This window comes from Streptomyces sp. RKAG293 (assembly GCF_023701745.1).
Classification (GTDB): Bacteria; Actinomycetota; Actinomycetes; order Streptomycetales; family Streptomycetaceae; genus Actinacidiphila.
The window spans coordinates 66837-86155 of sequence record NZ_JAJOZB010000001.1 but is presented as its reverse complement, the minus strand read 5'-3'; the positions used below and the strand labels follow the sequence as shown (position 1 = coordinate 86155).

14 protein-coding genes and 3 pseudogenes are annotated in these 19319 nt (G+C 64.8%); 10 read left to right on the top strand and 7 right to left on the bottom strand.

Annotated features, from left to right (window positions below; all coding sequences use genetic code 11):
* Positions 1 to 186: 186 nt before the first annotated feature.
* The gene (locus tag LNW72_RS00400; protein WP_250973438.1) at positions 187 to 2079 is read right to left on the bottom strand and encodes a hypothetical protein; all 1893 of its coding nucleotides are present in this window, start codon (positions 2077 to 2079) and stop codon (positions 187 to 189) included.
* Positions 2080 to 3354: 1275 nt separating this feature from the next.
* Here LNW72_RS00400 and LNW72_RS00395 point away from each other — a divergent pair.
* The 5 genes and pseudogenes from LNW72_RS00395 (at position 3355) to LNW72_RS41945 (ending at position 6257) form a co-directional block, all read left to right on the top strand.
* Positions 3355 to 4164, top strand: coding sequence for a rhodanese-like domain-containing protein (locus tag LNW72_RS00395; RefSeq protein WP_250973437.1), 810 nt, complete (start codon positions 3355 to 3357; stop codon positions 4162 to 4164).
* Positions 4165 to 4312: 148 nt separating this feature from the next.
* On the top strand, positions 4313 to 5512 hold the full coding sequence (locus LNW72_RS00390) for an MFS transporter (RefSeq protein ID WP_250973436.1): 1200 nt from the start codon (positions 4313 to 4315) through the stop codon (positions 5510 to 5512).
* A gap of 13 nt (positions 5513 to 5525) precedes the next feature.
* Positions 5526 to 5801, top strand: coding sequence for a hypothetical protein (locus tag LNW72_RS00385; RefSeq protein WP_250973435.1), 276 nt, complete (start codon positions 5526 to 5528; stop codon positions 5799 to 5801).
* Positions 5785 to 5832, top strand: a pseudogene (locus LNW72_RS41950) (hypothetical protein); the annotation flags it as partial. The gene LNW72_RS00385 and the pseudogene LNW72_RS41950, both read left to right, overlap by 17 nt.
* Positions 5832 to 6257, top strand: a complete 426-nt coding sequence (locus LNW72_RS41945) for a hypothetical protein (RefSeq protein WP_374117096.1) — start codon at positions 5832 to 5834, stop codon at positions 6255 to 6257. The pseudogene LNW72_RS41950 and the gene LNW72_RS41945, both read left to right, overlap by 1 nt.
* Positions 6258 to 6272: 15 nt before the next feature.
* Here LNW72_RS41945 and LNW72_RS00380 read toward each other — a convergent pair whose 3' ends face one another.
* From LNW72_RS00380 to LNW72_RS00365, 4 genes are all read right to left on the bottom strand, one after another.
* Complete coding sequence (locus tag LNW72_RS00380; RefSeq protein WP_250973434.1) at positions 6273 to 7496, bottom strand: beta-ketoacyl-[acyl-carrier-protein] synthase family protein; 1224 nt, start codon at positions 7494 to 7496, stop codon at positions 6273 to 6275.
* Entirely contained in the window at positions 7493 to 7759 is a 267-nt protein-coding gene (locus tag LNW72_RS00375) for an acyl carrier protein (RefSeq protein ID WP_250973433.1), read from the bottom strand. The genes LNW72_RS00380 and LNW72_RS00375 overlap by 4 nt, the downstream gene beginning before the upstream one ends.
* Before the next feature lie 250 nt (positions 7760 to 8009).
* Positions 8010 to 8951, bottom strand: a complete 942-nt coding sequence (locus tag LNW72_RS00370; RefSeq protein WP_250973432.1) for a class I SAM-dependent methyltransferase — start codon at positions 8949 to 8951, stop codon at positions 8010 to 8012.
* Positions 8948 to 9931 (bottom strand): acyl-ACP desaturase, encoded by a 984-nt coding sequence (locus tag LNW72_RS00365; RefSeq protein WP_250973431.1) that lies wholly within the window; start codon positions 9929 to 9931, stop codon positions 8948 to 8950. Before LNW72_RS00365 ends, LNW72_RS00370 begins: the two co-directional genes overlap by 4 nt.
* 971 nt (positions 9932 to 10902) lie before the next feature.
* On the opposite strand from LNW72_RS00365, the gene LNW72_RS00360 reads away from it, so the two are divergent.
* The 3 genes from LNW72_RS00360 to LNW72_RS00350 all read left to right on the top strand — a co-directional run bounded on the left by LNW72_RS00360 (position 10903) and on the right by LNW72_RS00350 (position 13768).
* Positions 10903 to 11649 carry a hypothetical protein gene (locus LNW72_RS00360; RefSeq protein ID WP_250973430.1) on the top strand — a complete coding sequence of 249 codons (747 nt, stop codon included), beginning with the start codon at positions 10903 to 10905 and terminating at the stop codon, positions 11647 to 11649.
* A gap of 37 nt (positions 11650 to 11686) precedes the next feature.
* Positions 11687 to 12504 (top strand): IS5 family transposase gene (locus tag LNW72_RS00355; protein ID WP_250973429.1). Its coding sequence is split into 2 segments (ribosomal slippage): positions 11687 to 12029 and positions 12029 to 12504, totalling 819 coding nucleotides; the frame shifts between segments, so codons are not numbered across the junction.
* 95 nt (positions 12505 to 12599) lie between these two features.
* Positions 12600 to 13768, top strand: a protein-coding gene (locus LNW72_RS00350) for an IS3 family transposase (protein WP_250973428.1) whose coding sequence is annotated in 2 segments (ribosomal slippage) — positions 12600 to 12852 and positions 12852 to 13768 — 1170 coding nt in all. Because the reading frame shifts where the segments join, the coding sequence is not laid out codon by codon here.
* A 44-nt stretch (positions 13769 to 13812) separates the two neighbouring features.
* On the opposite strand, the gene LNW72_RS41940 is transcribed toward LNW72_RS00350, so the two are convergent.
* Entirely contained in the window at positions 13813 to 14286 is a 474-nt protein-coding gene (locus LNW72_RS41940) for a hypothetical protein (protein ID WP_374117446.1), read from the bottom strand.
* Position 14287: 1 nt separating this feature from the next.
* A pseudogene (locus LNW72_RS00345) lies at positions 14288 to 15517 on the bottom strand (ISAzo13 family transposase); the annotation flags it as partial.
* Between the two features lie 102 nt (positions 15518 to 15619).
* Between LNW72_RS00345 and LNW72_RS00340 the strand changes: the two are divergent.
* Both LNW72_RS00340 and LNW72_RS00335 read left to right on the top strand, forming a co-directional pair.
* A pseudogene (locus tag LNW72_RS00340) lies at positions 15620 to 16519 on the top strand (IS5 family transposase).
* Between the two features lie 808 nt (positions 16520 to 17327).
* Positions 17328 to 19127, top strand: a complete 1800-nt coding sequence (locus LNW72_RS00335; RefSeq protein WP_250973427.1) for a hypothetical protein — start codon at positions 17328 to 17330, stop codon at positions 19125 to 19127.
* Positions 19128 to 19319: the final 192 nt, after the last annotated feature.

Below are 19319 nucleotides of genomic sequence, written 5' to 3'. Positions count from 1 at the left end.
GGCTGGGTCCACCCCATCCGCTCGTCGGTCGACGGAATCCCATCGACCGACGAGCGGACGCCTCCGAACGCACATTCCGCCAGGCCGGCCCAGTAGCTCTCGGGGGCGGCCCGCATCGTCGCCCTTCGGACTTCCGGATCGCCTTCGGCCAGCCGGTCTGGACCTTGCATCCCAGGTGGTCGCCCTTCAGTCGATGGTGGGGCTGGCGTTGGCGGGCAGGATGATCTTGGTGTCGATGGCGGTGTTGTCGTCCGAGAAGACGGTCACCAGGTGGTTGCCCGCGCTGTGGAAGGCGATCTCGAAGCCGCTGCCGGTCGGGGTGGCGATGGTGGGGCTGGTGCCGGGCGCGAAAGTGAGGCCGTTGCCGACGGGCCGGTTGCCGCCGTCGCCGACCTCCCACACCTGTCCGTCCCAGGCGTTGATGGCGGTTTCGTAGCCGCCGGTGGGCAGTGCGGTGATGGCTGGGCTGGTGGACGGCCACATGATGGCGGTGGTGTCGTTGGTGACGCCGTGGGAGTCGTAGGTGATGAGGTGGTTGGTGGTGTTGCCCTCGAAGGCGATCTTCCAACCGCCGTTGGCGTCGGCGGCGATGGCCGGGCTGGAGGCGGGGATGTGGCCGATGGGGTGCGAGGTACCACCGGGGATCCCGGCGTCCTGCGAGTACAGCTTGCCGTCCGAGCCGACGAACGCGATCTCGTAGCCGCCCGTCGACAGGTGCGCGATGGACGGGTCGGTGCCGGTGTTCATCGCGGAGTTGGTCTTAATGGCGTGGCCCGCCGAGTCAAGCGTCCACAGCCGGCTGGTGTCGTCCTGGAAGGTGACCATCCACCCGCCAGCACTGTCCGCCGCGATCGACGGACTGGTACCAGGCCACAACTTGTGCCCAGTGGGTGTACCCGTACCACCGGGGATACCGGCGTCCTGCACCCACAACTGACCACTGGTGTCCACAAACGCGATCTTGAAGCCACCGGTCGACAACCTCGCGATCGACGGCCGCGTCCCGGACAGCATCCGCGACATCGTCTCGAAAGGCACCCCGTCCAGCGAAAACGTCGAAACGAACCCGCCCTGATCCTGAAAGACACCGTTGTCCGCGACACCGGGAGACATGGTCTGCGAGCTGACGGCGAAGGCGTAGGTCTCCGCCTCTTCGCCTATGTCGTCCCTTCGGGATCCATCGACCTTGACAGGATTTCCGGAGACCAATGCGAGGTCGATGCGTATCAGGAAATTCCGCGATCCGCAGTTCGTCGCGACCGGTACATTCTTAAGACTGTATGGAATGCTGTAGTGATGGGTGGAGTTAGTGATCACGCTCGTCACATCAGGGGAAGCGGTGATACGGCATGCTCCTCCAGTCGCGTTGAGTTGGACGGCCTCCGCATGGGAACGAACCGTTGAGCCGCTGGAATTTCCCCAGTTGGCCGGAGCGCACGACAGGGTGCCGTGGAAGCAGGTCGTCAGCTCCGCGTTGCCGTCCACGGCGATGGCGGTGGCAGTGCTCGTTGGCTTCCACGACTGCCTCGGAGTGCCGTCGTTGCCCAACAGGAACAGCTCTTTGGGCTCGGGCGACGGGCCACCGACGTAGGTGCAGCTCCGCAGGGACCCCCGGGAATCACAATCCGGGCTCTGCACCCATTGGGGGGCCGGGTCGTTCTCCCGGTCCATCATCAGCCACGAGGAACCGGGGACTGCACTCAGACGGCCGTCGCCGTCCGCAATCAGTCGGCAAGTGTACGTGCCAGCGACTGGCGCGGTGAAAAGGAGTGACGGATTCAGCGCCAGAGGCCCCGTGGACGTGTGGTTCTTCGCCACATAGGCCGAGGCGCCGACCTGGATCCCGTTCGCATCGATACACTGGACGCCGGCGTCGAACTCCACGGACTCGGACAGGCTGTCGACAGCGTTCACCTGGCTCCAGATACGCCGTGACTCACCGGCGGCAAGTTGCACTTTCATGCCGAGCAGGACCTTGGAACCGAACGCCACACTCTTTCCGAGCGTGATCATCTCCGCGGACGGAAGACCGGACGCGGATGCTGTCGGCCCGGTGGTCGCAGACCAGGTCGCAGCCATGACGATCCCTGCCACTGCCAGGCATCCACTGCCCAGCCAGCCGGATCTCGGGCGGCTTCGCCCCTTTTCCGTTCCCCTCGCGAAGAGCCTTCCTGAGAGCATCGTATTTCCTTTCGTGCATGATCACATCAGAAGAAATTTCCACCAGGGTCACCGGCCGACGGTGCAGTGACCGGCGGCTCCCGTACATCGGATCGCTACGAGTCAATGGCCGGTTCACACCAGAGAGATGGAGTCGCGCCGCAGACACGATCGAATACCTGTCGTGCCAACCGGTGCTGTCCTGTTGGGTAGTTCGGTCTTCCCAACTTTCCGTTGCCTCCCGAAGAAGATCATTGGCCGCACGTGAGTAGCCATTACTCTCCTCTTCTGGCGGGTGGAGGTGAAATAATTCAACGCCAAAATTTAATTTCACTCTCGCCGGACAGAAGGAAGAGGAAATGATCTTTTACATTCTCCAGCTAAGAGGAAATTACAGGCGGTCCACCAATTCGTCAAATTCGATCTTGGAGTTACTGCTGCCAGTGCCCTTTCCATCAATCATTCTGGTCGCCCCTGGCGTATGACGTACCGTTCCGGCCCGGTCCGTGGTGAGTCAAGAGGAGGTGTGCTTCCAGCGTTCACTTCCCCGGTTCCTCAGTTGGTGCAGTCGGCGAACAGCGGGGTACCGCGACGTACGCGATCCGAATGCGCATCAGATTGGATGGGCCTATCAGCATGGTGGCCGGGTAGTTAGGTGCAGCACGAGCAGGGGATGAGAAAGGACCCCAGCTGGGGCCGGGGCATGCGACAGACGGGCATGCCCGACGCACCTGGTGGCAGCCGCCTGACATGGAGACTATCTGAGTAGGATCTACTGATGCCCGGATGGCTTGGGATTGAGATAGTCATGGCCAGTTCTGGATGCGCGGAGTTTTCCCTATACATGGAACCCTTGAATATCTCACAGCAAAGATGGTCACTACATTTTTTGCCGTGCTCGGGGATCTCGGCAGATCCGGTTCTGTGCTTGAAAGTCTCGCCATGGGCCAGTGGCCTCGCCGGCTGGCTGTTGCTGCTCCGCTGCAATGACTTGCTGGCATCGGCAATCCTTCTCGCCGACAGTCAGTATTGATGGCCTCCATGGGCGCGGCTGTCATGGCCGGGAGTCATCCGGCGACGCCGGGTTTCGCCACCGGTCTCGATTAGGGGAGGCATCACGGTTGTCGGGCATCGCCGGGATGTGTCGACGCTCCGAGGACAGATGTGCGGCACGTAGGGGAGGAGATGTCACCGATGGAAATGATGATGTCCTGTGAGGGCGTGGCCGCGCTGCTCGAAGATCCCGACGTGGTGGTCATCGACTGCCGTTGGCCGGTGAGAGCGGGAACCGACGGGTATCGACTCTTCACCATTTCCCGCATACCGGGTGCCCGGTACCTGGGATTCGATGCCACGCAGAGCTCGCGGGGCGACGGAGTCCTGGGAAGAGCGATCGCCCCAGAGTTGCTCGCTGCCAGCCTGGCGCGGCTGGGAGTGGGCGCCAACAGCCTGGTTGTGGCCTACGACGACAACCACCAGTTCACCGCCGCCCGTCTGGTGTGGCTCCTGAGGATGTACGGATTCGAGCGGTCGTTCCGGCTCGACGGAGGCTTCCCTGCCTGGATGCGGACGGGGGCACGGGTGGAGTGCGGTGCGCCAGCGGACGTCCCGTCCGGGCGGGACGGAGGACCTGCCCTGCGGTACTCCTCGTCCGCCGTCGCAGTGCCGGCGGACGTCATGAGGCTACGGGAGATCAGCGGCACCGTGCTCGATTGCCGGAGGGACGAGAGCTGGGTGGCGGAGCCCCACCGCATACAGGGAGCGACCCGGATCTCGACGCGGACTCTCCTCGATCCGGACGGACTAGCGCTGGACGCTCACCGGATCCGGGAGCTCATGGCGGCACGTGGTGTGGGTCTGAACGCCGAAATCATCACCTACTGCGGGGCGTCGCTCTCCGCCGCTGCCGTATGGCTGCTCCTGAGGTCGGCGGGCATGCCTCACGTCCGCCTGTACGACGGGTCCCTGACCGAGTGGATCACGAAGGGCCTCCCGCTGGAATGAACGGGTGTGACTTCCGCCAGTTGTGGAGCCAGTGCCGATCGGATCCGCTAAAGGCTTTGCGGAAGTCTATGGGCGACCACAATCTGCTCCCGGTGGCCGGGAACGGCGGTGCTATTGAGGGTCGATCCCTTGTGAAACATAGGAATCCATGTCGCTGATCAAGAAGTCGAGAGCCGGACGCTCCTTGGCCGCGCTCTTCGCCGCAGAGGCTGTTTCCAACACGGGCACCGAGATGGCGGCGGTGGCGTTGCCATGGTTCGTCCTGGTCACCTCGGGATCGCCGGGGCGGATGGGGGCGGTCATGGCCGCCGAGTTCGCCGGGATCGCCCTGTGCGGCATCCCAGTCGGCCAGGCCGCCGCGCGGCTTGGCCCGAAGAGAACCATGATCGTGTCGGACCTGACCCGAGCAGTGCTCATCGCCCTGATCCCGCTCCTGCACGCGCTGGACAGTCTGACGTTCCTCATGCTGATGGTGATCGGGTTCGCGGTGGGCGCCTTCTTTCCCGCGTACTCCTCTTCGCAGTGGCTGGGGCTCTCCGCGCTGGTAGGAGGGGACGAAGACCATCTCTCCCGGGCGGGCGGCCTATTCGGGGCCGTGAACGAGGCCGCCAGCTTCCTCGGCCCCGCTTTGGGCGGTGCGCTGGTCGCCTTGCTGGGCCCCTCGCCGGTGCTGGTGATCGACGCAGCCTCCTTCCTGGTACCGGTGGCCCTAACGGCCGCCTTCGTGCCAGGGACACCACCGGGGAACACGGTTTCCGCCGACAGCCGGGGAATGCTGGCCGGGGTGCGCTACCTGCTGCGGGACGGCCCGCTCGCCCGGCGGGTCCTCGGCGTCGCCGTCCAGGGGATGGCATGGACGGCCATGATGGCCACGCTGCCCGTGCTCGCCCTCACCCGGTTCCACAGTGGTCCTCGGCTGGCCGGCTGGTTCGTGGCGGCATACGGTGCCGGTTCGATGTTGGGTGGTCTGGTCACTGCACGGATCAAGTTGCCAGGCGACCGCGTGGCAGTGTTGTCCATCTGTGGCTTTGCCGTCTCGACATGGCTGCTGTTGCTGCCCTTGTCACGCTGGCTGGTCCTCACGGGAGTGGCCGCCACCGGCGTGACCTCCGGGATGTTCTACGCCCGTTTCTTCGCCGGACTCACTGCCCGCACGGCACCGGACATCACGGTCAAGGTCATGACGGCCGTCAATGCGGCATTGACGGCTGCCGGTCCGGTGGGCTTCGTCCTCGCCGGGCAGTTGCTCCAGCATGCGCACTCGGCCAGGCCCAGCCTGCTGCTCGTGGCGACCTCGGCCACCGTCGGTGCGTTGATCGTGATCACCACGTTTGAGTCTGCACAGTGAACACCCGCAGCCAGTGATTCGCCCCCTCACAGCCGTCCACGGCCCCCACGCCAAGCATGTCTCGAGCGCCCTTGACCGTGACGGCCATGACGAGAAGGTGCCAGGACCGGGCCTGCTCCCGGATTCGTACGAGGAGAGCGCCCGCAGCGGGGAGGCGGATTCGGACGACTACTGGAAGTCCACGGTCCGGCTGACCTTCGACGGGCGGTACGTGCCTCACGATTGGGAGGGTCTGCCGGAGCGGACCACCGGGGGAGGAGCAGTTTGTCTGGATGAAGTCCGCGACTGAATTGCCTGTGGATGACCCGCTGCTGCATGCGTGCGCGCTGGTCTACCTGTCGGACCTGACGCTGTCATCGACCGTGGCGCAGCACCTGCAGACGTCGGTGCGCAGGAGAGCGGGCCGCCCAGGGCCAGTATCGCCTCGCTCGACCACGCGATGTGGTTCCACCAGCCGTGCCGGGTCGACGAGTACCTGCAGTTCGCGAAGCGGAGCCCGATCGCGGCGGATGGCCGGGGGTTCGCCCAGGGCGAGTTCCACACAGAGAACGGAATGCTGTCGGCCTCGGTGCCCCGGGAGGCTCTGATCTGGGAGAGCGGCGGTCCAGGGAATGACAGTCTTCATCTGCGGGACCGACCGCATCATGAATCCTGGCCCGTCCAGCCAGGTGGCGGGGACGGGCCAGGAAATGCATCGGTGGAGTTGTCCGATGGGCGAGATCATGCGGCTCGCCGCTGCGGGTAGATGCAGCCGTAGCGGTTACGGGGCGGTCATGACGATCACTGCGTTCTGGCCGCCGAAGCCGCTGGAGGCTGAAAGAGCAGCCCGGATCACGGTGCTTCGCGGGGTTTTGGTGACCACGTCGAGGTCGATGTCCGGGTCGATCCGGTCTAGGTTGGCGGTGGGCGGGATCAGCTGGTGCTGGATGGTCAATGCGGTCAGTGCCGCCTCGATGGCGCCAGCAGCGCCTAGGGAGTGACCGATGATGCTCTTATTCGCGGTTACCGGCGGTGGCTCACGGAAGACCTGGTGCAGTGCTGCGGCCTCGGCCCTGTCGTTGAGGACGGTGGAGGTGGCGTGCGCGTTGACGTGGTCGATGTCCTCGGGGGCTAGGCCGGCGCCGGTGAGAGCGGTGCGGATGGCGCGGGCCAGGCCGTCGCCCTTCGGGTGGGGGGCGGTGTAGTGGTGGACGTCGCAGGACGCGCCGTGGCCCGATAGGTAGACGCGCGGTCGGGCGGCGCGTGCGCGCATGTGCTCGGCGCGCTCCAGGACGAGAATGCCCGAGCCTTCGCCGAGAACGAAGCCGTCGCGGTCGGCATCGAACGGGCGGGAGGCCCCGGCATGATCGTGGTGACGCCTGGAGAGCGTGCGTAGTTGGGCGAAGGCGGATGCCGTCATAGGGTTGCGTTGGCTGTCGGTGCCGCCGCTGATGACGATGTCGCAGGTGCCCGAACGCAGCAAGTCGCAGGCGACGCCAAGGGCGGTGCCGCCCGACGCGCAGGCGGTGTTTACGGTGAGACTGGGGCCGTGAGCGCCCAAATCCAGGCTGACCTCCGCGGACACCATGTTCGGGATGCTGCGGGGCATCATCATGGGCGAGATCCGGTCGGGGTGACCCTTGGCGAGCCGGGCGTACTCCATTGGATAGGTGTCGATGCCGTTGCTGCTGACACCCAGGACGACACCGACCCGGTCGGCGTTCCAGGCACGAGGGTCCAGCCCGGCGTCCGCGACCGCCTCGCGGGCGGCGATCAGCGCCATCTGCGTGAACCGGTCCAGGCGCCTGCTCAGCCGTCCGCCGAGCCGGGCGGCGGCGTTCAACTCCCCGACCTGGCAGGAGAAGTCGACCGGCAGCCCGGCGAGCAGGTGGTCCGGACGGGCTGTGGGTGCGCCGCCCAGGAAGTGCTCCCAGGTGGCTGCGGCGCCGATGCCTGCTGGGGTGACCAGGCCGAGCCCAGTCACCGCCACGGTACGGACGTTCACGCGCTCTCTTTCTGACCGGCCGGCACACGGTCGTCGGCGTCCGAACCGTTGTCCACCAGGGAGACGAGTTCGGCAAGGGTGATGCTGGCCGGAACGTCGGTGACGGTCATGTTCAGGCGTTCCTCGAGCATCAGCGAGAGTTCGACCAGGGCGAGGCTGTCGAGTTGCAGTGACTCCAGCGCGGCATCAGGGTGGACGAGAGCGGGATCCACGTCGAACTCCTTGATGAGACTGTCACTGATGATCTGGTAGCTCGGAGACATGGCGGCCTTTCCATTTGATTTGGGGAGGAGATGAAGAGTTGAGAGAAGCAGCCGGAGACTGCGTAGTGGTCGGTCTGACCGTGGCAGGCGGCGCAAGTCCGCAGGGGCGGCCAGCCGCTGGGCCGGGCCGGCCCAGCGGGCTGCCCGGGGGTCGGCTTTCCCCGGTGACAATAAGTAGTGTGTGCTCCTACCCCCCGTATCGGCGCCGGGCCCTGCAAGGGAGGAAGGACAAGCCGGCCCAGTAGGTGGATCAGTCGGAGAGCTGCAGTACCTCGTCCCTGCGACGGAAACCGATCCGGTACAACGTGGCCGCCTCACGCACGAAGGTGACCTCGCAGGCCCTCAGGTAGCGCCGGTAGCGGCGGTACACCTCGTCGCCTGCCACCCGCTGGGCTTCCTCCCGGGCTTCCAGCAGGCTTGCGGACCACACGCCGAGGGTCCGGGCGTAGTCCCTGGCCGAGCTGCGCAGCCAGGTAACGGAAAAATACGGGTCGCAGGCGGCCGTGATCTCCGAGAGCCGCGGCAGCGCGGCGTCCGGGAAGATCTCGCTGGCGACGAACGAGCCCACAGGGCCCTTCGGCCCGCTCACCCCGTCGTATGCGATGGTCTGCAGCGACATGCCGGCGCCGGGGGAGAGCCACTGGTAGCACTTCTCGAAGTAGGACCGATAGGCGGTGATCCGCTGGTCGTTGGGTGTGCTGCCGGTGACGAAGTGCTCGAAGGCGCCGACGGAGATGATCCCGTCATAGGGGCGCTCAGGCTGGTGGGCGTCCCAACCCTCCAGCGCGACCCGTACTTCTGGCAGCCCGCGCGAGTGGATATGGTCTCGTTGCGCCCGGGAGAGAGTGAGCCCGGTGGCCTGGGTGACCCGGCCGGTACGTACCGCATAGTCGATCAGGCCGCCCCAACCGCAACCCACGTCCAGCAGGCTGAAGTCCCCGGGCTCGGACGACGCGGGGGCACCCGCCAGATCCAGGTGGAGGGCGAATTTGGCGCGCTGTGCTGCGGCCAGTGCCTCCACGCCGCGCTCCCCGGCGCCGATGCCGTCCCAGACAGCTGCCGAATAGGCGAGTGTCTCGTCCAGCCACAGGGCGTAAAAGTCATTGCCGACGTCATAGTGGAACTCGATGGCATCGGCACTGGTGCACTCCGACTCCGCACGCGGGCCTCGAGCAGGCGAAATGGAGGTCATGCTTCCCCCGTCCGGGTGAGGTAGGGCTGTTCGGTGCCGTCCGCTCGTTGTGCCCGGGCGGCGCGAGCCTGCGCGCGTCGCTCGGTGAACCGCCGCGCCCGCTCGTCTATTTGGGTCAGCTGTCCGGCAATCCGCTCCCGCGCCTGTTCACCGACCGGGCCCAGGCCACCCAGTTCGAAGATCTCCAGCGACCGCAGCATCGGAATCAGGACGTCGTCGTGATGGATGCGCAAGTCGTACACACCGGCGATGGCCATCTCAGCGGTCATCCTCGCGAAACTCGAGATCTCGGCTCCCGGCATGCGGAACTCTCGCACTGTGTCGTCCAAGGCGCAGAGCACCGGGTCCGGATCGATGGCAAGTGCTGCCCGCATCAACTCACGATAGAAGACCATGTGCAGGTTCTCGTCGAGGGCGATCCGGGTGAGCAACTGCTCGCAGACCGGATCATCACTCAGAGCCCCAGTATTACGATGGCTGATCCTGGTTCCCCACTCCTGCACCGTGGCGTAGGCGATCGTCCCCAGGACACCCTTCATCCACGGGACGGCAGGGATGCCCACCTGCTGCATCCGGGCACGCTCCAGGGCGATCGGATCCACCGCGCGCGTCGCATGCAGATATGCCCGCATCGATATGGCGTGGCGGTCTTCCTCGGCCGTCCACCGCTGGAGCCAAGCCCCCCACGCGCCATCCCGGGAGGTCTGGGACGCAATCGTGAGGTGGTAGCCGGGAAGGTTGTCCTCCGTGAGCAGGTTCACCATCAGCGCCGAGCGTACGGGCCCGCTCACGGTGGACTGTTCTTTACTCCACGCGACGCCATTGAGGGGGCCGTCGTAGTCACGGCCCGCCCCCCAAGGGATGTACTGATGCGGAAACCATTCACGGCCCTTATCAATATGATGGGCCACCAATTCCGCTACCCTTGGCTCGAGTTCTCTTAGCCAGTCAATGCGAGAATCTCTCGCTTCTATTTTCATGATTCAGTAATTTAACTTCGCCTCAGGGGGATGTCAAGTCTCCTATATTTTATGGTGGTTGGCCGACTAGAATTCAGGATCACTTGGAGACGACTCGGACCACGGATACCGATCGAGGATGAGGGTGTCGATCTCGGAGCTCTCGTTCCGGGGCGATGATGGAACCAAGACACCTTGAGTCCTCCCGCACCTGTGGACCGTCGACTAGAAATGGCATTTTCGCAAGATCTTCCCGCGTCATCTTGCCTTTCTGGTGATGGAGTCGGCGCGGCCATGGTGGTTTGCTCGAGTGGCCCCCAAGGTGCTTCCCCGCGAAGGGTTCATGTTCGGGATGTCTGGTGGGGGCGGATCCCAGTGACATAACGTCTGGGCTCGCCGTTTCAACGCCCCTTGTGGACAGTGGACTTGACAGACAATAGGGGGGAGCGGGCGAAGAGGCCTAAGTAGTGGCTACCCATTAAATTTTCACAGTGATGGATAGCCAGATGGCCCTCAGGCGTTGGCGGTGGGGGAGCGGGCAGTGTGGCGGTGGCTGGCCGACGCCGAGCGGGACGGGGCGGCCGTCCTCGTGACGCGCTTTCACCGATCAGTAGCCCCTGTTCTTGGAGCTCGGCGGTCACTCGCGGGGAGCCGCAGGCGCCGCTGGACTCGGCGTGAACCTCGTGGATCCGGTCGGCTAGGATCTGCTCTTCCCGATGCCGGGCGGCCCATGCCTCGGCACTGGCGGGCCACTTGTAGTGGCTGGACAGGTTCACGCCCAGGACCTGGCAGAGCCGCTGCACCTCGTCGGTTGGGCAGGCGACCTGATGGAATACGAAAGCGTTGAGGTTGGGCTGGGTACCCGCCCTTCAGGCCTTCGGGCCGCGACCTGCAGGTCGCGTGGTCAGGAGATACCGTGACGACAAGGGGGCCGGGCAGTACGGCGCGGCCGGTGTCCTGCCGCAGGCGAAAGCAGCTGCGGTGGTGCTGCGATGTTGGCGAAGATGTTGGAGGCATCGGAGGCGGCTCCGCCGGTGGAGTCCCTGGATGTGGTCGCGCGCATCTTGAAGGAGCGTTTAGGTGCGGCGTCGGTGTCCTTCCTGATCACGGACTTCACCGGTAGCTCCGTGGTGCGGTTGGGTGCGGCGGAGAGTGTGGAGACCACGGAGCCGGCCCGGCCTATCGGGTTGCGGAATACCGTGTACGACGGCGTCATCCGCAGCCAGCAACCTAGCGTGCAGGACCTCGGCCCGGGGGAGTTGATGCGGGTCATCGCGCCGGTGACCAATTGCGGGGATGCCATCGGGCTCCGAGAACTGTTTTTGCCCGCCGTGCCGGACACGGAGGTGATGCGGGAGATCGGTGAGACGGCGCACGCCCTGGCCTACATCGTGGTCGCGAACCGGTTCTTCACCGATTTGTACCAGTGGGGTAGGCGCAGCTTTCCGCTGAGTTTGGCCGCGGAGATCCAGCACCGGTTGCTGCCGGGGTCGCTGGCGTGCGAGGCGGCGCAGTTCGCGGTCGCCCAGGCGCTGGAGCCGGCCGATTACGTCGGGGCGACACGTTCGACTGCGGTTCCGCTCTTCAACGCTGCGTCACCACCTCCCGCGTCGCGCGTCCGTACTTCCAGGTCGACCCGGATTCGCCAGCGCAGGACTTCTCCGCCGACGAGGAACGTCGTCCAGTGTCCGGACATCTGCCCGTCATCGAGAACGCTCAGGACTGTCGCTGATACTTAGACCGTGTCCTATGTGGTGAGGCGTCGTTGACGTCGGTATGGGGCGGGGTACGTGGAGTTGGATTGTTCCGGACGGGTTGTGGGAGATCGCGGAGCCGTTGATCCCTTCGTCGAGGGTGCGGCCGCAGGGTGGCGGGACGCAGGACACGCCTGATGAGACGTTGTTCGCGGCAATCATCTATGTCCTGGTTAGCGGATGCGCTTGGCGATCACTGCCGCCCTGCTTCGGGATATCGAAGTCGACAGCCCACCGCCGGTTCCTGATCTGGTCGAGAGCGGGCGTCTGGGGCCGACTCCACGAGGAGATCCTGTATCACCTCGACGACGCCGGCCTCCTCGACCTGTCCCGAGCGGTCCTCGACTCCGCCCACGTGAGGGCCAAAAAGGGGGCGAACTCACAGGTCCGAGCCCCGTGGACCGGGGCAAGCCGGGTTCCAAGATGCACGTCCTGTCGGACGCGAACGGACTGCCCCTCCTCGTCGGCGTCACCGCGGCCAACACCCACGACAGCGTCGCCCTGAAGCCCATGATCACGGGTCACCAAACGAGACACGACCCCCACCGCGGCCGCCACTTCAAACCCCAACGCCTGCACGCCGACAAGGCCTACGACATACCTGAACTGCGGAAATGGTTACGCGGCAAGCGGATCGGTGTCCGCATTGCGCGCAAGGGCGTCGAGTCTTCAGAGCGGCTCGGTCGGCGCCGGTGGGTGATTGAGCGGACCATGTCCTGGCTGACCGGCTACCGCCGGCTCAACCACCGCTATGAACGCCATCCCCGCAACTACCTGGCCTTCCTCGGCCTCGCCGCAGCCCTCTGCTGCTACAAACGACTCGTCCGCCTCACCACATAGGACACGGTCTTAGGGCTTGCCGGGAATTGAGGGGACCCGAGGTTCTCGGACAGCGGTCCGTATAAGATCGCAGTTCGAAACGTTGGAGAGGGAACGTGGCACAAAGCCGTAGGAAATTTAGCCCTGAATTCAGGGACGAGGCGGTCAAGATGGTCGTGGTGGAGTCCAGACCGATCGCTGAGGTTGCCCGCGATATTCAGGTCAACGAGGGAACTCTAGGAACCTGGGTCAGCCGCTACCGCCAGGAGCACGTCGGCGAGGAACCACCCTTGAATATCAGTGAACGCGCCCGTTTGCGCGAGCTGGAACGCGAGAACCGAGAACTCAGATTGAAGACTGAATTCCTGGAAAAAGCGGCGGCCTTCTTCGCACAGGAATACCGGTGACGGAGAAGTACGAGTTCATCGACGGCGAGGCCGGCACATATCCCGTGCGATCGATGTGCATCTGGGCGGGTGTCTCCGCATTAGGCTTTTACCACTGGCGCTCGCGACCCGTCTCGGCCACCGCCGAGCGGCGCGCAGGGCTCAAGTCCATCATCCGTCAGGTCTTCCACGACTCCCACGAGACCTACGGCCACCGGCGCGTCCATGCGATGCTCCAGCGGATGAACGTCCAGGCCGGACCGGAGCTGGTCAGGCTACTGATGCGAGAACTGGGCCTCGTTGCGTGCCAGCCGCGGCCCTGGCGGCTCACCACCGTGGCCGACGAGTCCGCACCGTCGACCCCCGACCTGCTGACCCGCGACTTCACCGCTGAGGCACCCGGCCGTAAACTCGTCAGCGATATAACCTATGTCCACACCTGGGCCGGCTTCCTCTATCTAGCGACCATCATCGACTGTCACACCAAAGCAGTCGTCGGCTGGTCCATGGCTGACCATATGAAGACCTCCCTCATCGCGGACGCACTCGACATGGCGAACCGGAACCTGGATCTCGCCGACGACTGCATATTCCACTCAGATCGCGGAAGTCAGTACACTTCCCAAGAACTTCGCAGCAAACTACGCTCCTTGGGAATGCGGGCATCCGTCGGCCGCACGGGCGTCTGCTGGGATAATGCCATGGCCGAATCATTTTTCGGCGCTTTGAAGAACGAACTCGTTCACCGCACCGCCTTCCCGACGCGCGCGCACGCCCAACGCGCGATCGTCCGCTACATCGAAGTGTTCTACAACCGCCAACGCCTCCACTCCGGGCTCGGCTACAGGAACCCCTCAGAGGTCCAAGCCGACTATGAACAACGGCAATTCGCAGCATAGAAGCCCATCAAAACCGCTGTCCGAGAAGCACAAGGCCCCTCAAATCAACACTCAGGTTTGATCTTGATTTTGTCGGTGCCGGGGAACCTGGCGACGTCTTCCGGTTTGTGGAAGCGGGATGTTGAGGCGGTGAGGTGAACATCATGGGCTTCCAAGAGCGGGCGGACGTCCTTCGGTGCGCGGCTGATGGTCATGGCGGTGGTGTTGAAGAGCTGGCCCAGGAGGTCCATAGGCGCGAGTTTTCGCAAGTGGAGCACGGTGGCCAGGACCCGGTCAGCTGAGGTGAGCTTGGCTTTGGCACCTGCGCCATGGGCGACCATGCGCTCGTGGCCTCGACGCGCACGGAGTACTTGCTCACGCTGGAGCTCCATCTCTGGAATCAACGCGTCGATGACTTCGCTGAGTTGTTGGCGGATCATTCCGGTCAGCTCCGGGTCCTGGAGTGAATGCCGCGTGAGGTGAGTCGGTCGGTCCGCCAGGGCCTCGTCCGGTGTGCTGCCGTTGGTCGCTGCGTCCATCCGGCTGGGAGTGGATGGTGTAGTTCCGGTCGCCGTGGAAGCGATGGCGGGTGATGGGCACGGCAGCATTCTCGTCGTCGCTGATGCGGATGCCGGTGGGGTACTCGCCGCTGTCGAGTTCGGCCTGGACGGTGAGGCCGGCGCGGCTGGTGGTTGCGGCGACGGTCTGAATCATGATCTCGTGGCTGGTCAGGGGCCTGCCTCGCCGTTTCATGGTGATGTGGGCGAACAGCCTGTGCTCGATCTTGTTCCACTTCGAGGTTCCGGGCGGCAGGTGGCACACCGCGATCTCAAGGCCGGTATCGGCAGCGAGGTCGGCGAGGTGGGTCTTCCAGCCGCGGGTGCGGTAGCCGTTGGAGCCCCCGCCGTCGGCAGTGATCAGCAGCCGGCGGGCACGGGGATAGTCGTGTCGGCCGCGGGCCTGCCACCAGCGCCGGATCGAGGCGACAGCGAACGCCGGTCTCGTGATCGGTGCCGATGCTGACCCATCCGGTGTTCGCCGCCATGTCATAGATTCCGTACGGAATCGCCTTCTCGGCCTGGCCGGGGGAGTCGTGGGTCTTGACCCTCACGGGCTGCCCTGCGGGCCGCCATTCGTGCCCGGCGTTCTTGTAGTCGCCGATCAGCTCCTTCTTCTTACTGTCCACGCTCACCATCGGGTCACCGGCGTTCCTGTGGTCTCGTGCCTGCTCATTGAGATAGCGGAACTGGGCGTCCCGGTCCGGGTGCTGAGCACCTTCGATGGTCGTGGCGTTGGCCTGCAGACTGAAGCCTTCCTCCCGCAACAGGCCGGCGACCGTGTCGGCGGAGACTCGATGGCCCTGCCGGGTCAGCTCCGCTGCCATCTTCCGGGTCGACTTCGTCGTCCAGCGCAGCGGCGACATCGGGTCGCCCCGCTCGTCGGGCTCGACCAACCCAAGCAGAGCCGGCCGTAGCCCCGGATCGAGGTCCGCTGCACACTTCCGGCCCCCACCAGGTAGACGAATCCGCCCCAACGGCAACTGACCAGACTCCAGTTCGGCCGCTCCGCGAGAGACCGTGTCCTCCCCGCCGCCGCGGCGACAAGTCTGATCCCACCATGCCCCAGCGACAGTGCTTCCGCCCCTATGGCCAGCCGACGCTGACGCTCATCGAGATGCGGCAACAACAACGGGAACTTCGCCGCCAGGACATCCTCGGTCCCCTCTGGTCTCCCTATACCAGAACAACGAGTCCGACCGCTGGAAGCCATGACCGGTTTCCCAGCAAGCCCTTAGAGGGCATCTGATCTAGGTAGTTGGTGATTTGGGGGTGTTCTCGCGACGGCTTGCGCTGGTCCGTCGTTGCACAGTGGGTGAGCGTTCGTCGCCCGTATCGCAGTGATGTGTCCGATGCCCGGTGGGCTCTGATCGAGCCGGTGTTCACCGCGTGGCGGGCGGCGCGGACCGGACCCGGGTGTGGCGGCGCGGGTACATGATCTGCGGGGGATCGTGAACGCGGTCCTGTATGTCAACCGCACCGGTATCCCGTGGGAGTACCTGCCGCACGACTTCCCGCCCTACAAGAGCGTCTACGACTACTACGCGAAGTGGCAGGCGGACGGCACCACCCGACAGGTCCACGATCTGCTGCGGGACAAGACCCGCCGCGCACATGGTCGCACCGCGGCACCGTCGGCCGCGGTGGTGGATGCTCAGAGCGTGAAGACCTCGTCCAATGTGGCCGAGACAAGCCAGGGCATCGACGCGGGCAAGAAGATCAAAGGACGCAAGCGCCACCTGCTCACCGACACCCTCGGCCTGGTCTTGGCGGTCATCGTCACCGCCGCTTCGGTGGCTCGACCGGCGGGAAGCGACTGCTCGACGAGCTGGCCGCCACACATCCCACCGTGACCAAGGTCTGGGCCGACGGCGGCTACCAGACCAGCGTCTTGCAGCATGGAGCCGGCCTGGGCATCGACGCCGAAGTGGTGAAACGGCCGACCGCGCGGGGCTTTCAGGCGCTGCCCAAAGGGTGAGTGATCGAACGGACATTCGGCTGGCCGATGCAGCACCGGCGCCTCGCGCGGGACTACGAAACCCTGCCTCAAAGGTCCCTGGCAACGATCCACTGGGCGATGGCTAACAAAATGAGCCGCGAGCTCACCGGAGAATCCACTCCAACCTGGCGAATCGAATCAGGCGAATCGGTCAAATCGATGTCAACTGGGCCAGTGAGCCGTAGCGTTCGAGCAACGAGGTTCCGATGGCGGTAGCCCGCTGGCGTTCGACGTGACGGACTAACGAGAACGCCATGCGGTGGTGGCGGAGTCAATCGCCTCAAATGCCATTGGGCCGTGGCCACCAGATACGAAAAGGTAGCGGTTCACTACGAGGCGACAGTGCTGGTCGCAGTCATCAACGAATGGATATGACCAGCACTTTCGTAACAAACCCTGATTCTATTGTGATGTATTGGATGGTCGGTCGGAGAAAATTTGAGGACATTGCACGTGGATGAGTATCAAGTGCTCAGGGAGATGCGGTGATTGGCCTGCTAAGATTCCTCCTCGAAAAGGGTTGGTAAGTGCGTCGTGGACTGCTTTCGATGCGAGCTGCCACAGCGTGTACGGTCGGATGCCTCATTCCGAGAGTTCGCACTCCGGCGCAAGCGCAGATTTTTGGCAGGGGTGAGTAAAGTGCCCTCTGCATACGTACCTCTCTCGGCCGGCTTCGGCAGCGCCCGAGAGACTTCGCGCGTCTGGGAGAGGTTGGTCATGGCCGTGCGCCCGGATCCGGGCGCACGCAGGGGCGTCGGCGATGTCATACCCGAAGCCGGACCGACGGTGGTGTCTCGGGACGGGTCGCTTACTGACCCATCATGACTTTTGACTGCGAGGTATAGAATTGAGCTCTTTTCAGTCTGCCGGACAGGTCCCGTCGGCTGTGGTACCACCGGGATTGCCGGTGGCGGGCAGGTGGTTCGCTGTCGCAGTCCTGGCGGTCGGGGCGTTTGCCTCGTCCGTCATACCGGCCACACATGCGGCAGCTTCCGTTCTTCCAGCGCCAGAGATGATCTCGCTTGTGGCGAGCACTCAGTTCTCGTCGAAGGTTTTGGTGACCGACACCTTGACTCTTCAAGCTGGCGAGTCACGTCGGTTGTTCGGTCAGGTCAATGCGGTCAGCAGTCAGCCGGCAGGGGTGGCGTTCGACGCCGGCATCGTCTGTGTCGACGCGAGTGGCAGACAGGTGGGTCCCTCGGCGTTCGCGGCCAAGAACCATACCGACACGGGCGCTCTGGCGCTCAACCCCTCCCTGCTGTTCACGCCACCGGTTGCCGGTACGTACAGGTGCAACCTGGTGGCGGACGGCGAAGGGAGCCAGTTGACCGCGTTGGCGGGCTCAACCTGGTTGAAGGCGGACTCTGCCAATGACGCGGGTGCCCAGTGGGTGCAGAATCCGTCTTGCGATTCTCCCGGGAAGGATCCGAACTGCACCTACATTGGTGGCCCGTCGCCGAAGGAGTCGCTGCTTCTCGGCAATGACGGTACCCCACCGCAGTCGTGGTCGGCGGCGACTTACGCCACCTCGATCGATGTGGCCGGGAACGCCGCACTGACCACGTGCTTCCAAGGCACACTGTCCTGTCTTTCCAGGGACTACGGCAACTCTGACAGCTCGACAGTCGTCACACATCTCGAAGCCGTCCAACTGAACGCGGCGGGAGGGACGTGCCGGGTGACGCAGACCAGGGATCTGACAACCGTGATTCCCAAGGCCGTCCATCACTTCAACATCCCGTACTCGCTGCCGAACGTGCCGGTCGTATCCACGTGCGGGTCGCGGCACTTCTTGCTGCACATCGATGTGAAACTGACCGGCGGCAACCCGGTCAAGGTCGACGGGACGCGGCCGGACCCGGAAGCCGAAACCTACGCCTTCGCCGTCAACTCGGGCACAGCGCTCGAAACAGCCACCCCCATCACCTTCGAGGCGGCGGACAACCACCTTTCGACCCTGTCGGTCGACGGCTTCCCCTTCGAGACGCTCTCAACGATGCTGTCCGGGACGCGGCCGTCGATCGCGAGGTTGTCGACCGGTGGCTTCAAGATCGCGTTTGTGGGCACCAGTGGTCAGTTGTGGGTGCAGGACGCCGGTATCCCCGGTGGTACGGGTACACCCACTGGGCACAAGTTGTGGCCTGGTACCAGTCCGTCGATCGCGGCGGACAGTGCTGGCGGGTGGATGGTCACCTTCCAGGACGACACCAGCCGGCTGTGGACGCTTGACTCGGCGGGCCACGCCATTAAGACCAACTCCGCGATGAACACCGGCACCGACCCGTCCATCGCGCACCTGTCGACGGGCGGCTACGAGATCGCGTTCGTCGGCTCGGACGGCAAGCTGTACTCGCAGGACGCCGGGATCCCCGGTGGTACCTCGCACCCCATCGGCCACATCCCCGCCTCCAGCCCGGCCATCGCCGCCGACGCCAACGGCGGTTGGAAGATCGCCTTCGAGGGCAACACCACCAACCACCTCATCACCTACGACTCCCACGGCGTCACCAACGACACCACCGCCATCATGTGGCCGTCCACCAGCCCAGCCATCACCGCACTGCCCACCGGCGGCTACGAAACCGCCATCAACGCCTGGGACGGACAGGTGTGGGAGGTCGGCGACGGCGGCAACCGGCCCGTCGGCAACGGCCTCACTTTCGCGCCCGGCACCAGCCCCACCATCGCCACCCCGACCGGCAGCGGCTTCGAGATCGCCTTCCACGCGGCGGGCGACCACTTGTGGAGTGTCGATCCCAGCAACGTCGGGCACGACACTGGGGAACTGATTGCCCGAGGGGCCAGCCCGGCCGCCACTTTGTGACAGTAGTTCCCGTCGCCGGACCACCGGCGACGGGAACCAGTTCACTTCTCCACCGGGACGGATGGAGTCATGAGGGTGGGCGCCGAGCGGGTCTCCCGGTTGGCGCTCACGGTGTGCCGCCTTCATGGCCCGGTTGCGTGAGCGCGAGGGGCCCCCACCCCGGGTGGGCACTCGCGGGGGTCCGTCAAGAGA